Annotated in this window: 12 protein-coding genes; 9 read left to right on the top strand and 3 right to left on the bottom strand. The window is 58.4% G+C overall.

Going from position 1 to position 13,297, the window contains the following annotated elements; all coding sequences use genetic code 11:
* Positions 1-54: 54 nt before the first annotated feature.
* The 6 genes from RS694_RS16405 to RS694_RS16380 all read left to right on the top strand — a co-directional run bounded on the left by RS694_RS16405 (position 55) and on the right by RS694_RS16380 (position 7,084).
* Positions 55-702 carry a c-type cytochrome gene (locus tag RS694_RS16405; RefSeq protein WP_029708403.1) on the top strand — a complete coding sequence of 216 codons (648 nt, stop codon included), beginning with the start codon at positions 55-57 and terminating at the stop codon, positions 700-702.
* Between the two features lie 118 nt (positions 703-820).
* A complete protein-coding gene (locus RS694_RS16400; protein WP_029708402.1) occupies positions 821-2,968 on the top strand; it encodes a cytochrome c biogenesis protein ResB in 2,148 nt (715 codons plus the stop codon).
* Positions 2,969-2,972: 4 nt separating this feature from the next.
* A complete protein-coding gene (gene ccsB, locus RS694_RS16395; protein ID WP_420805945.1) occupies positions 2,973-4,313 on the top strand; it encodes a c-type cytochrome biogenesis protein CcsB in 1,341 nt (446 codons plus the stop codon).
* A gap of 44 nt (positions 4,314-4,357) precedes the next feature.
* A complete protein-coding gene (gene msrP, locus RS694_RS16390; protein ID WP_029708400.1) occupies positions 4,358-5,368 on the top strand; it encodes a protein-methionine-sulfoxide reductase catalytic subunit MsrP in 1,011 nt (336 codons plus the stop codon).
* Positions 5,369-5,386: 18 nt separating this feature from the next.
* A complete protein-coding gene (locus RS694_RS16385; RefSeq protein WP_029708399.1) occupies positions 5,387-5,992 on the top strand; it encodes a protein-methionine-sulfoxide reductase heme-binding subunit MsrQ in 606 nt (201 codons plus the stop codon).
* A 60-nt stretch (positions 5,993-6,052) separates the two neighbouring features.
* Positions 6,053-7,084, top strand: coding sequence for an IS30 family transposase (locus RS694_RS16380; protein WP_029705989.1), 1,032 nt, complete (start codon positions 6,053-6,055; stop codon positions 7,082-7,084).
* 67 nt (positions 7,085-7,151) lie between these two features.
* Here RS694_RS16380 and lysA read toward each other — a convergent pair whose 3' ends face one another.
* Positions 7,152-8,435 (bottom strand): diaminopimelate decarboxylase, encoded by a 1,284-nt coding sequence (gene lysA / locus RS694_RS16375; RefSeq protein WP_029707342.1) that lies wholly within the window; start codon positions 8,433-8,435, stop codon positions 7,152-7,154.
* Entirely contained in the window at positions 8,432-8,578 is a 147-nt protein-coding gene (gene lptM, locus RS694_RS20545; RefSeq protein ID WP_152528811.1) for an LPS translocon maturation chaperone LptM, read from the bottom strand. The genes lysA and lptM overlap by 4 nt, the downstream gene beginning before the upstream one ends.
* 12 nt (positions 8,579-8,590) lie before the next feature.
* Between lptM and cyaY the strand changes: the two genes are divergently transcribed.
* Positions 8,591-8,920, top strand: coding sequence for an iron donor protein CyaY (cyaY, locus tag RS694_RS16365; protein ID WP_029707344.1), 330 nt, complete (start codon positions 8,591-8,593; stop codon positions 8,918-8,920).
* 12 nt (positions 8,921-8,932) lie between these two features.
* On the opposite strand, the gene RS694_RS16360 is transcribed toward cyaY, so the two are convergent.
* Positions 8,933-11,302: a penicillin-binding protein 1A gene (locus RS694_RS16360; RefSeq protein WP_051391848.1), complete on the bottom strand. Its 2,370-nt coding sequence runs from the start codon at positions 11,300-11,302 to the stop codon at positions 8,933-8,935.
* Between the two features lie 269 nt (positions 11,303-11,571).
* Here RS694_RS16360 and RS694_RS16355 point away from each other — a divergent pair, with 269 nt between their 5' ends.
* Both RS694_RS16355 and RS694_RS16350 read left to right on the top strand, forming a co-directional pair.
* On the top strand, positions 11,572-12,651 hold the full coding sequence (locus RS694_RS16355) for a pilus assembly protein PilM (RefSeq protein WP_029707346.1): 1,080 nt from the start codon (positions 11,572-11,574) through the stop codon (positions 12,649-12,651).
* A complete protein-coding gene (locus RS694_RS16350) occupies positions 12,648-13,295 on the top strand; it encodes a PilN domain-containing protein (protein WP_029707347.1) in 648 nt (215 codons plus the stop codon). The genes RS694_RS16355 and RS694_RS16350 overlap by 4 nt, the downstream gene beginning before the upstream one ends.
* The last annotated feature ends 2 nt before the right edge of the window (positions 13,296-13,297 follow it).

Below are 13,297 nucleotides of genomic sequence, written 5' to 3'. Positions count from 1 at the left end.
CCCGGAGCTCCATTGTAGAATGGAGCTGTTTTGCTCACCAGACACAAGACTCCTATGAAGTTGATCGCCCCCTTGCTCGCCGCTGCTCTCATTGCAGTGTCATCGTTTTCCGCCGTGGCGTCAGACGCCAAACCAGAAGCTGCTGCGCCTGCCAAGGTTGCCAAGCCGGATCTGGTCAAGGGCGAAGCCAGTTATGGCGCTGTGTGTGCGGCTTGCCACGGCGCGGACGGCAACTCCGGAACCCCGGCTTACCCCAAGCTGGCGCAACAACACCCGGAGTACCTGGTCAAGCAACTGCAGGAATTCAAATCCGGCAAACGCAGCAACGCTGTCATGAAGGGCTTTGCCTCCGCACTGTCTGACGAAGACATGAAGAATATTGCTTTCTGGGTGACTTCCAAGAAAGCCAAGCCTGGATTCGCTAAAGATAAAGAACTCGTGACGTTGGGTGAGCGCATTTACCGCGGCGGTATTTCGGACCGCCAGGTGCCCGCCTGTGCTGGTTGCCATAGCCCCAACGGTGCTGGCCTTCCTTCGCAATACCCCCGTCTGAGTGGCCAGCATGCTGAATATGGCGTTGCACAGCTGGTCGCATTCCGCGACGGCATTCGCAAGAACAGCCTGCAGATGACGCAGGTGGCTGCCAAGATGAATGACCGTGAAATCAAGGCGGTGGCAGATTACATCGCAGGTTTGCGCTAAGCCTGCTGCATTCCATGGGGTTCCGCAGGGAACCAAATGGCGCTTACCAAGCCTAACCGGGCGGGTCCATCAACCGAGGACCTGCCCTTTTTTCTTTTGAGTTCTGCTGCATCTGCCCATGACCGTTTCCACCCAAGGCCTTGAATTGAAGTCCGGCTCGCGTGCTGCGCGAGCGGCCGTGGAATTGCTGTCCTCCATGCGCTTTTCCATTTCGCTGTTGACAGTGATCTGCATCGCATCGGTGATCGGCACGGTGCTCAAGCAGCATGAGCCGCTGAACAACTATGTGAACCAGTTTGGCCCTTTCTGGACCGACGTTTTTGCAGCGGCTAGCCTGTACAACGTGTACAGCGCATGGTGGTTTCTGGCGATCCTGGGATTTCTGGTGATCAGCACATCCCTGTGTGTTGCGCGCAATACACCCAAGATTTTTGCCGATCTGCGGTCGTACAAAGAAAATATCCGCGAGCAAAGCCTGAAAGCATTTGGACACCGCGCACAGGCCGTGGTGGATGGCTCTGCCGAGAGTGCGGCGCAACGCCTTGGGCAATTGCTGGCCACCGGAGGCTGGAAGGTCAAGCTGCAGCAACGCGAAACCGCTGCCGGAACGGGTTGGATGCTGGCCGCCAAAGCGGGCGCCGCCAACAAGATTGGCTACATCGCCGCACACAGTGCCATTGTGCTGGTGTGCCTGGGCGGATTGCTCGATGGGGACCTGATTGTGCGGGCGCAGATGCTGTTCAACGGCAAGACAACCTATAACGGTGGCGGCATGATTGCCGATGTTGCGCCCCAGCACCGTCTGAGTGAACGCAATCCGACGTTCCGTGGCAACCTGATGGTGGCCGAAGGCACGCAGTCCAGCACGGCCATCCTGAATCAGTCCGATGGCATCCTGTTGCAGGACTTGCCCTTTGCGGTGGAGCTCAAGAAGTTTGTGGTGGAGTACTACTCTACCGGCATGCCCAAGCTGTTTGCGAGTGACATCGTGATCCACGACAAGGAGACGGGCGAGAAGATTCCTGCCCGCGTGGAGGTCAATCACCCTGCCAACCACCGCGGCATCGAGATCTACCAGTCGAGTTTTGACGATGGAGGCTCCAGCGTCAGCCTGCGTGCCGTTCCCATGGACGGTGTGGCCAAGCCGTTTGATCTGGAGGGTGTGGTGGGCGGGTCGTCCACCCTGGTGCGCAGCAAGAGCCAGGATGCGGCCCCGCTCACGGTGGAGTACACCAGCCTGCGGGTCATCAATGTGGAGAATTTTGCCGGTGAAGCGGCCTCGGGTACGGACGTCCGCAAAGTTGATCTGCGCGCTGCCGTCGATGCCAGTCTCGGGGCGGCGAACAAAACAACGACCCATAAAGACCTGCGCAATGTAGGCCCCAGCGTGGGCTACAAACTGCGCGATGCCGCAGGGCAAGCCAAGGAGTTCAACAACTACATGCTGCCGGTGGACATGGGCGAGGGTGTCCCGGTGTTCTTGCTGGGCATGCGCGAGTCGCCTGCAGAACCTTTCCGTTACCTGCGCATTCCCGCAGATGCCCAAAGTTCCATGGATGAATTTTTGCGTTTGCGCGCTGCGCTGGCAGACCCGCGCATGCGTGAGCGTGCCATTGCACGTTACGCGGGCAAGGCGGTGGATTCCCAGCGTCCTGAGCTAGCCCAGCAACTGGCCGCCTCTGCGGCGCGTGCGCTGGCCTTGTTTGCAGGCGCGGGTACAGGGCCAGATGGCAAACCCATGGCTGGTCTGCAGTCTGTCGCAGATTTTATTGAAGCCAATGTGCCGGAAGCTGAGCGCAACAAGGCGGGTGAAGTACTGGTGCGCATACTCAACGGCGTCTTGTTTGAGCTGGCCCAGGTGGCGCGCGAGCAGGTGGGCCTGAAACCCATGGAAGCGGATGACAAGAGCCAGGCCTTCATGACCCAGGCGGTGCTGGCGCTCAGTGATGCGCCGCTGTATCCTGCCCCGGTGGCCTTGCAGTTGACCAACTTCACCCATGTGCAGGCCAGTGTGTTCCAAGTGGCGCGCGCGCCGGGCAAAAACGTGGTCTATCTGGGATGTGCCCTGCTGATTCTGGGGGTATTTGCCATGCTTTATATCCGTGAGAGACGTTTGTGGATATGGTTCACGCCCAATACATCCGCAGGTGCGGGCCCAGACAGCACCTGCGAGGCTACGATGGCCTTGTCGACCAACCGGAAAACCATGGATGGTGACCGCGAATTTGAACAGCTGAAGTCCCGCTTGCTCGGACTGAAGGAGTAAACCCATGACAACCGTATCGATGAAACCCGCCGTGACCCAGAGCCTGACCCTCAACGAAGGCTACTTTGCCAAACGCGACTGGTTGGACTGGTTGTTCGCAGTCATCGTGGTGGCCGGCGGGATCACCGCTTTCTCGCTCTACCACGGCGCCATGGACGGGTACGAAAAGGGCATCTTGCTGGGCTCCATTCCCAGCGCTATTGCACTTGGCTGGTTCTGGCGCCCATTGCGGGTGCTCATGCTGGCGGTGGCCGGCCTTTCTCTGTCCGGCATTGCCTTGTACCAAGGTGATTTGGCTCGGGCCGAGACGGTGTTTTGGCTCAAGTATTTCATTTCCAGCCAGTCGGCCATCCTGTGGATGAGCATGCTGTTTTTCATGAGTACGGCGTTCTACTGGATAGGCATGTTTGCCAAGGGCCGCGCTGATGGCATGGAGCTGATCGCCTCGCGCCTGTTGTGGGTGGCGGTGACACTGGCCCTGACCGGCACCATGGTGCGCTGGTACGAAAGTTATTTGCTGGGGGCAGACATCGGCCATATCCCTGTGAGCAATTTGTACGAAGTGTTCGTGCTGTTTTGCTGGATGACTGCCGCCTTTTATCTGTACTTTGAAGCCCAGTACCAGACACGCACGCTGGGTGCCTTCGTCATGCTGGTGGTGAGCGCGGCCGTGGGCTTTTTGCTCTGGTACACGCTGGTGCGCCAGGCGCATGAAATCCAGCCGCTGGTTCCTGCTCTCAAGAGCTGGTGGATGAAGCTGCATGTGCCCGCCAACTTTATTGGGTACGGCACGTTTGCACTGTCGGCCATGGTGGCGTTTGCTTACCTGATCAAACAGCAGGCCGGCGAGACGCGCTGGTACAAACTGGCGCCGCTGTGGCTGCTGGGCGTGGTGCTGTGTTTTGAGCCGGTGGTGTTCCGCCAATCAGCCGTGTTGGGCATGAGCAACTACTGGGCGGTGTACTTTGGCATTTCGGCGCTGATCGTGGCCAGCATTGTGTTTGGCCGCAAGCGCCTGGCTGCGCGTCTGCCCAGCTTTGAGGTGCTGGACGATGTGATGTACAAGTCCATCGCCGTGGGCTTTGCCTTCTTCACCATTGCCACTGTGCTGGGGGCCCTGTGGGCCGCCGAAGCCTGGGGCGGCTACTGGAGCTGGGACCCCAAGGAAACCTGGGCGTTGATCGTCTGGCTCAACTACGCGGCTTGGCTGCATATGCGCCTGATGAAGGGTTTGCGCGGGACCGTGGCGGCTTGGTGGGCCCTGGTGGGGCTGGCGGTCACCACTTTTGCCTTTATTGGTGTCAATATGTTCCTGAGCGGACTGCATAGTTACGGAACCTTGTAAGAACGGTCGTCCTCCAACGACCAACAACGAAAGAGGATGTACCCATGTTGATCAAAACCCAGCGCGACGGCTTCAATCACCCCCTGGCCAGTGACATCACTGCGCGTCAGACCTATGAAGGGCGCCGCGATCTGCTCAAAGTCATGGCCACCGGTGCGGCCGGGGCTGCCATGGCGTCTTGGGCCGGGCGCCAGGCCATGGCGCAAGCGCCGGGTGCTGCGGTCGCGCGGCCCGGCAAATTGCCTGTTCTGAATACAAAGGCCAGCACGGTGGATGGTGCCAACACCATGGAAAAACCCACCGCCTACAAAGACGCCAGCACCTATAACAATTACTACGAGTTCGGCACCGACAAAGCCGACCCGGCAGTCAACGCCCACACCCTCAAGACCAGCCCGTGGACCGTGGAGATTGAGGGCATGGTCAAAAAGCCCGGTAAGTGGGCACTGGAAGACCTGCTCAAGCTCAGCCCCATGGAAGAGCGCATTTACCGCCTGCGTTGTGTGGAGGGTTGGTCCATGGTGATTCCATGGGTAGGGTATTCACTGGGCGAACTAATCAAAAAAGTCGAACCCTTGGGCAGTGCCAAGTTTGTGGAGTTTGTGACCCTGGCAGACCCGAAGACCATGCCTTTTGTCGGCTCACGTATTCTGGACTGGCCCTATGTAGAGGGCCTGCGGCTGGACGAGGCCATGCACCCGCTGACCCTGCTGAGTTTTGGCATGTATGGCGAGGTTTTGCCCAAACAGAATGGCGCGCCGGTGCGGCTGGTGGTGCCATGGAAGTACGGCTTCAAGAGTGGCAAGAGCATTGTCAAGATTCGTTTTACCGACAAGGCACCCGCCACCGCCTGGAACAAGGCGGCCGCCAATGAATACGGGTTTTATTCCAATGTGAATCCGAATGTGGACCACCCGCGCTGGAGCCAGGCCACTGAGCGGCGCATTGGTGAAGACGGCCTGTTTGCCAAGAAACGCAAGACGCTGATGTTCAACGGGTACGAGGCGCAGGTCGGCCAGTTGTACGCGGGCATGGACCTGAAGAAGTTCTACTGATCCGCTGTGCGCCAGGAAATCAACCGCGGTCTGAGTACCGCCTGGGCCAAGCCGGTCACTTTGACGCTCGGGCTGTTGCCTTTTGTCTGGCTGGTCTATGCCGCATTCGCAGACCAGCTCGGCGCCAACCCGCAGGAAGCTCTGGTGCGCGCCACCGGCGACTGGACGCTGCGGATGTTGTGCCTGGTGCTGGCGGTCACGCCCTTGCGGGTGATGTCAGGGCTTACAGCGCTGGCGCGCCTGCGCCGCATGGTGGGGCTCTTCGTTTATTTCTATGTGTGCCTGCACCTGCTGGCCTACAGCTGGTTCGACATGGGGCTGGTGGTGGAGGACATTGCCAACGACATCGCCAAACGCCCGTTCATCCTGGTGGGTTTTCTGGCTTTTGTGCTGTTGACGCCGCTGGCTGCCACGTCGTTCAACCGGGCGATACGCGCACTGGGTGCGAGGCGCTGGCAGGCCTTGCACCGGCTGGTGTACGCGGTGGCGGGGCTGGCTTTGCTGCACTTCTTCTGGATGCGTGCGGGCAAGCGCAACTTTGCTGAAGTGGCGGTCTATGCCGCCATCATCGGCACGCTGCTGGGCTGGCGTATCTGGAAATATTCAAGCAAAAAGAGGCTTTAGCCCCGGCTCGCTCAAAAGTGAAGTGCAACACACCGATTGAAACTTCAATAAGGTGTGTCCATGAAACTGAACCAAGAGTACAAACAGCTCGATTACAAAGAGCGCCAGACCATTGCTGTATGCCTTGAGCTCGGATTGAGTATCCGGGCGGTAGCCCGAGTACTGGGTCGTGCCCCCTCCACGGTGAGTCGTGAGATCAACCGAAACAGCGGTGCTGGTGCCTATAGTTGCCGATTCGCACAACAGCGCTTTGTGCGCAGGCGTCGCCACAGCAGACCGCCCCCGAAGCTGGTGGCGGGCAATGCCCTCTTCGCCTCTGTGCACGCCTTATTGCAACTGCGTTGGTCACCCCAGCAAATTGCCTCTCGCCTAGCTACACTGCATCCGCATGAGGCGCACCAACGCGTCTCTCACGAAACCATCTACAACGTCATCTACGCCCAACCCCGGGGTGAGCTGCGCCGCGAGCTCATTGCCTGTTTGCGTCTGGCCCGCACCAAGCGCTGGCCCCGTTCACGTGGCGAAGACCGCCGCGGTCAGATCGCTGATCTCTTGAGCATCCATGTACGTCCCCCGCAGGTTGAGGATCGACTGTTCCCTGGTCACTGGGAAGGTGACTTGATCAAAGGAGCAGGCAACCTCAGTGCTGTGGGCACCCTGGTAGAGCGCAGCACCCGGCTCCTGATGTTGGTAAAGCTGCCGCATCCCAACCCAGCCACTGCAGCCCACGTGCTGCAAGCGTTTACGGACAAGCTCAACGGTATTGCCAAGCCTATGCGCCAAACACTGACTTATGACCGGGGGCGTGAGATGGCTCACCATGCGCAATTGACAGCCAACACCGGGGTTGCCGTGTATTTCTGTGATCCGCACAGTCCTTGGCAGCGTGGCACCAATGAGAACACCAACGGTTTGGTACGACAGTTCCTGCCAAAGGGGACAGACCTGTCGGGTTACAGCCAGGAGCAACTCGACGGGATTGCTGACTTGATGAATGGACGGCCTCGCAAGACGCTGGGCTGGTTGACTCCGCTGGAGGTGTACGGCCAGTGGCTGGCCAAGCTTGAGCACTCTCCTGACTCCATCCAATAAACTCAGCTTGTGTTGCACTTGGATTTGACTCCGCCCCCCGTGGATAGTGCGCAAGCAGCTATCTAATTTATAGCAATTTCTCGCCACGCAGCTGGTCTGCCAATGTGTCCCGGGCGCGGATCAGGTGGGCCTGGGGGCCATCGACCAGTACTTCGGCCGCACGCGGGCGCGAGTTGTAGTTGCTGGACATGCTCATGCAATAGGCGCCCGCAGACAGCACCGCCAGGCGGTCGCCCGCCTGCACGGCCAGCGCACGGTCGTGGCCGATCCAGTCGCCGCTTTCACAGACCGGGCCCACCACGTCAAAGACGTCTGCACTGCTACCGGCCTGCTGGCTTTCGTTCAGCGGAACAATGTTGTGGAAGGCCTGGTACATGGCCGGGCGGGGCAGATCGTTCATGGCCGCGTCCACGATGCAGAAGTTTTTCTGTTCGCCGGGCTTCATGTAGAGCACCTCGGTCACACAGACGCCGGCATTGCCGACCAGAGAGCGGCCGGGCTCGATCATCAGCTTGCGTTGGCCAAAGCCGCGCGCGTCCAGCTTGGCCAGCAGCTTGGCCCACAGGGCATCCGCGGCGGGCGGGGTGTCACCGGCATAGTTGATGCCCAGGCCGCCACCAAAATCGATGTGCTCAATCGGGATGCCTGCAGCCTCGATGGATTCGACCAGGTCCAGCATGCGGTCCATGGCATCCAGGTAGGGCGCTTCCAGCGTGATTTGTGAGCCGATATGGCAGTCAATACCGACTACATGCAGGCCCGGCAGGGCGGCAGCGCGCTGGTAGGTGGCCAGCGTGCGTTCGTGGGCGATGCCGAACTTGTTGCCCTTCAGCCCGGTGGAGATGTAGGGGTGGGTCTTGGGGTCCACATTGGGATTGACGCGGATGCTGATGGGCGCGCGCAGGTTCAGCGCCACAGCCACGGTGTTCAGCACCTCAATTTCTGCTTCGCTCTCCACGTTGAAGCAGCCAATGCCAGCTTCGAGGGCGCGCTGCATCTCGGTACGGGTCTTGCCCACGCCGGAAAAAATGACTTTGGAAACATCCGCGCCTGCAGCCAACACCCGCTCCAGCTCTCCGCCGGACACGATGTCAAAGCCACAACCTGCGCGGGCAAAGACCTGCAGCACGGCCAGGGACGAGTTGGCCTTCATGGCGTAACAAATCTGCGCGTTGCGCCCGGCAAAGCCACGCTGGTAGGCCGCCAGGGCCGCCAGCATGGAGGCTTTGGAGTAAACGAACAGCGGTGTGCCGTATTCGGTTGCCAAAGCATCCAGGTTCTGGTCTTCCACTTGGAGCAGACCGTTCTGGTAGTGGATATGGGGATGGCCCGGCAGGCTGGGGAGAGTCATGGTGTGGTGGGCGCCGAAGAGGAGGACTGGGGCGAGGTTTTCGCAGGCAGGTAGAGTGCACCGGTCTGGCCACAGGCGGCCAGATTCAGCACACAGATGGCAAGGACAAAGGCCCTGACTAGAATTTGCTTAGAAATCAACATGGTGAAATTGTAATGACCGATACCGAATTCATGGACCGCGCCGAGGCTTTGCTCAAAGCGGTGGAAACTTGTTGTGACCATATCAACGACGAAAGTGACGCTGATGTGGACAACCAGCGCATGGGCGGTATGGTGACACTGACCTTCGCCAACAAGACGCAGATCATCATTAACCTGCAAAAGCCGCTGCATGAAGTGTGGATGGCCGCCAAGTCAGGCGGTTACCACTTTCACTGGGTGCAGGACCAATGGATGGACACCAAGGGCCAGGGCGAATTTTTTGAAGGGCTGACACGCAACGCCAGTACCCAGGCGGGCATGGCGTTGATCTTTCAGGCTTGAAGCGCAGCCGGATCAGTTCTTGAACAGATCCAGGATTTTTTTCTTTTCATCGGCTGGTGGTAGCGGCAACGTCGCCGCCTCCGGTTGCTCATCCAGTCCCAAGCCTGTCACTCCGCCACCTTTGGCGAATTCGTCGTAATACCACTCACCGCCCACGCGCACCACCCCTTCGGGGGCGGACGGTTCAGAGACAGGTACGTTTTTGAGTGCGCTTTCCATGAAGCTGATCCACACGGGCAAGCTCAAGCCGCCACCGGTTTCACGGTCGCCGAGTTTGTGCGGCGTGTCGTAGCCAATCCAGGTCACCGCAGTCAATGTCTGCTGATAACCGGCAAACCAGGCGTCCATGGAGTCGTTGGTTGTACCGGTCTTGCCATAAATGTCCGGCCGCTTCAGGATGGCTTGCGCTCGCGCAGCCGTACCTGAACGGGTAACCTCTTGCAGCAGGCTGGACATCATGAAGGCATTGCGGGCGTCAATGGCGGGCTCGGAGTCCGTCAGTACCGGAGCCTTTGTTTCGACCAACACCTTGCCGCGCTGCTCGCTCACCTTGGTCACCAGCCAGGGGTTGACGCGGTAACCGCCGTTGGCAAACACGGAATACGCGGTGGCCATCTGCATCGGAGTTACGGAGCCAGCGCCCAGCGCCATGGTGAGGTAGGGCGGGTGTTTGTCGGCGTCAAAACCAAACCGCGTGATCCAGTCTTGTGCGTATTGGGGGCCAATCGATTGCAGGATCTGGATGGAGATCATGTTCTTGGACTTGGCCAGGCCGCGGCGCAAGGTCATTGGGCCTTCGAAGGTACCGTCGTAGTTTTTCGGTTCCCACGGCTGTCCGCCCGTCACGCCGGCATCAAAGAACAGCGGGGCATCATTCACCACAGTGGAGGGAGTGAAGCCTTTTTCCAGCGCCGCAGAATAAATGAAAGGCTTGAAGCTGGAACCCGGCTGGCGCCAGGCTTGTGTCACGTGGTTGAACTTGTTTTTGGCAAAGTCAAAACCACCCACCAGTGCCTTGATGGAACCATCGCGTGGGTCGATCGCTACAAACGCACCTTCCACTTCAGGCAATTGGGTGATTTCCCAGGTTCCTTTGGTGGTTTTGGAAACCCGGATCACGGCGCCACGTCGGATCTTGATGTTGGGAGGGGCTTTGTCAGACAAGCCAGACTGCGCTGGTTTGAGGCCATCGCCAGTGATTTCAACGGTTTCGCCGTTTTGCCGTACAGCCTTGATCTTCTTGGCGTCGGCTTCCAGAACCACGGCGGACATCACGTCGCCGTTGTCGGGGCGCTCGTCCAATGCTTCGTCAATCGCGTCTTCCGCCTCTTGGGCATTGGTGGGCAGCGTGATGAATTTCTCGGGACCCCGGTAAATCTGGCGACGCTCAAAGTCCATGATGCCGCGGCGCAAGGCCTTGTAAGCGGCGTCCTGGTCTGCACTGCGGATGGTGGTTCGCACGTCCAGTCCGCGGGTGTAGGTTTCGTCCCCGTACTGCGCGTACATGAGCTGGCGCACCATTTCGGTCGCGTACTCGGCATGCACTTGGGTTGTGTGGGTACCGTTTTTGACCTTGAGCTCTTCCTTCTTCGCCGCTTCCGCTTCCTCGTCAGTGATAAATCCGTTTTCCCGCATGCGGTCGATGATGTACAACTGGCGCGACCGGGCGCGTTTGGGGTTGCTGATCGGGTTGTAGGCAGATGGCGCTTTGGGCAGGCCGGCCAGCATGGCCGCTTCCGCGATAGTGACGTCTTTCAGGGGTTTGCCGAAATACGCTTCCGAGGCGGCGGCAAAACCATAGGCCCGGTTGCCCAGAAAGATCTGGTTCATGTAGATCTCAAGGATCTGGTCCTTGGTCAACATGTGTTCCAGCTTGAATGTCAGCAGGATTTCGTAAATCTTGCGGGTAAAGGTTTTCTCGGAAGTCAGGTAGACGTTGCGCGCCACCTGCATGGTGATGGTGGAGGCGCCCTGGCTTTTGACCCGGCCCACGTTGGCCAGGCCCGCGCGCACAACACCTACATAGTCCACTCCACCGTGCTGGTAGAAGCGGGCGTCTTCAATGGCCAGCACGGCGTTGGACATGACCTTGGGGATTTCCTTGATGGGCGTCAGGTTGCGCCGTTCTTCACCAAACTCACCCAGTAGGTCGCCTTCCGCAGAAAACACGCGCAAAGGCAGCTTGGGGCGGTAATCCGAGAGATCGGAGATATCCGGCAAGTTGGGAAACGCCACGGCCAACGCCAGTGCGATCGCCATGGCCAAAGACAGTGCCCCAGCGACGGCCAGCCCGACGGCCCAGAGCGCTAGTCGTAGTAGCCAATGCATGGGCGTCTGCGCGCCTCCCGCCTTGGAGTCAGATTTTTCGGTATTGGAGGGCATAGAAATTGGGTAGTGATCGCCCGGGCATTATAAAAATGACCCGAAAGCGGGCGGCGCCATGGTGTCGCCTGCATTGTTGCTGGTTCATGATTCGTCCATTCAAATCCATGGCGGTGTTTTACATATCGCCCAAAAACCGTCTGCTTTTGGCAACGTTCGAGATAGACTAAAACAGGAAAAACCTTTGCGGGACAAGGAGCTTACTGATAGCATTGAAGTGATTTCTTAAGTCTGACCGGCGCTTGATCGGTCTGTTTGAGGGGATAGTTTTGATCTCATTGGGGTCGCTTTTTAGTCGCCAGCCTGCACCTATGTTAGGACTGGATATCAGTTCCTCCAGCGTCAAGCTGGTGGAGTTGGGCCATGACAAGGCCGGTAATCTGGTGCTCGAACGCTGTGCAATTGAGCCGCTGGAGCGAGGGTGGATCACCGACGGCAATATTGAGAAATTTGACGAAGTCGCTGACGCGCTGCGCAGGCTTGTCAAGAAGAGCGGCACCAAAACCAAAAATGTGGCCATGGCCCTGCCGCCTTCGGCCGTCATTACCAAAAAAATCATTTTGCCTGGTGGTATGTCTGACCAAGAACTTGAAGTTCAGGTTGAGACGGAAGCCAATCAATACATTCCCTTTCCTCTGGATGAGGTGAGCCTCGACTTTTGTGTCATTGGACCCAGTGCCACCTCTGCGGGTGATGTAGAAGTTCTGATTGCCGCCTCCCGTCGTGAAAAGGTTCAAGATATTCAAGGGCTGGCAGAGGCTGCCGGGTTGACGCCTGTGGTCGTGGATGTGGAGTCCTATGCATCCCGGCTGGCCGCGGGACGGCTCATAGAGAATCTGCCGAACAAGGGCTCTGGAGCCATCGTGGCATTGTTTGAAGTCGGAGCGCTGACCACCAGCATGCAGGTGTTGCGTGACGATGAAGTACTTTATGACCGCGACCAAGCCTTCGGCGGCGCTCAACTGACGCAACTGATCGTGCGCCAGTATGGTTTTTCGCAAGAAGAAGCGGAGAGCAAAAAGCGCAGCGGCGAACTGCCGGAAGACTACGAGTCTGCAGTTTTGCGGCCGTTTATCGAAACCATGGTTCAGGAACTTGGGCGTGCGCTCCAGTTTTTCTTCACCAGTACCCCACATAACAAGGTGGACTACATCATGTTGGCGGGCGGATCGGCAGCTCTGCCTGGGCTCACGGCCGCGGTGACCCAGCACACGACGTTCCCTTGTAGCCTGCTCAACCCATTTGACGGGATGGAAATCGGGGATGGTGTAAGGCTCAAGAGAATGACGCGTGAAGCACCTTCTTATTTGACGTCATGTGGCTTGGCCCTGCGGAGGTTTGTTCAATGATCTTGATCAATCTACTTCCGCACCGTGAAGCCGCGCGCAAACGCCGTCGTGATGTATTCAATGTTTCGTTGGGTGCCTCCGCGCTGCTGGGTGGACTGATCGCGGGTGCTGTGTTCTTGTGGTACCAGGCGGCTATTTCTGTACAGCAGGGGACAAATGTAGTTCTGGAGACGGAGATCAAGAAGCTGGAAGGCCAGATCAAGGATATCGCCGGATTGGAAGCGGAGATTGCGGCTTTGCGCGCAAGGCAGCAGGCTGTGGAAGACTTGCAATCAGACCGCAATCTGCCGGTTCATTTGCTCACAGAGTTGGTGAATCAATTGCCAGATGGTGTCTATATTTCCAAGATGGCACAGCAGGATCAATTGGTCACCATCAGCGGCGTTGCACAGTCCAATGAGCGGGTCTCAGAACTATTGCGCAATCTGGCGAACAACACGCCTTGGTTTAGTAAGCCAGAGCTGGTGGAAATTGTTTCGGGTACGGTTTCTATTGGGAAAGAGCAAAAGCGTACGTCCAATTTCAACATTCGCGTTCGTTTGGTGAGATCCAGCGAAGCAGAGAAAGCGGTCGCGGCGGCCTCCGCCGCAGTGGTTTCGGTGCCTTCGTTAAAAGCAAGTGCCCCTGCCGATGGGAAGAAATAGCA

Source organism: Rhodoferax saidenbachensis, from assembly GCF_001955715.1.
GTDB lineage: Bacteria > Pseudomonadota > Gammaproteobacteria > Burkholderiales > Burkholderiaceae_C > Allorhodoferax > Allorhodoferax saidenbachensis.
The sequence above is the reverse complement of the archived record's forward strand: the minus strand, read 5'-3'. Positions and strand labels throughout refer to the sequence as shown.

Bases quoted from the DNA above. Each gene is read 5' to 3' on its own strand.
- RS694_RS16405 (WP_029708403.1), top strand. From the start codon at position 55: ATGAAGTTGATCGCCCCCTTGCTCGCCGCTGCTCTCATTGCAGTGTCA.
- RS694_RS16400 (WP_029708402.1), top strand. From the start codon at position 821: ATGACCGTTTCCACCCAAGGCCTTGAATTGAAGTCCGGCTCGCGTGCT.
- ccsB (WP_420805945.1), top strand. From the start codon at position 2,973: ATGACAACCGTATCGATGAAACCCGCCGTGACCCAGAGCCTGACCCTC.
- msrP (WP_029708400.1), top strand. From the start codon at position 4,358: ATGTTGATCAAAACCCAGCGCGACGGCTTCAATCACCCCCTGGCCAGT.
- RS694_RS16380 (WP_029705989.1), top strand. From the start codon at position 6,053: ATGAAACTGAACCAAGAGTACAAACAGCTCGATTACAAAGAGCGCCAG.
- lysA (WP_029707342.1), bottom strand. From the start codon at position 8,435: ATGACTCTCCCCAGCCTGCCGGGCCATCCCCATATCCACTACCAGAAC.
- lptM (WP_152528811.1), bottom strand. From the start codon at position 8,578: ATGTTGATTTCTAAGCAAATTCTAGTCAGGGCCTTTGTCCTTGCCATC.
- cyaY (WP_029707344.1), top strand. From the start codon at position 8,591: ATGACCGATACCGAATTCATGGACCGCGCCGAGGCTTTGCTCAAAGCG.
- RS694_RS16360 (WP_051391848.1), bottom strand. From the start codon at position 11,302: ATGCCCTCCAATACCGAAAAATCTGACTCCAAGGCGGGAGGCGCGCAG.
- RS694_RS16350 (WP_029707347.1), top strand. From the start codon at position 12,648: ATGATCTTGATCAATCTACTTCCGCACCGTGAAGCCGCGCGCAAACGC.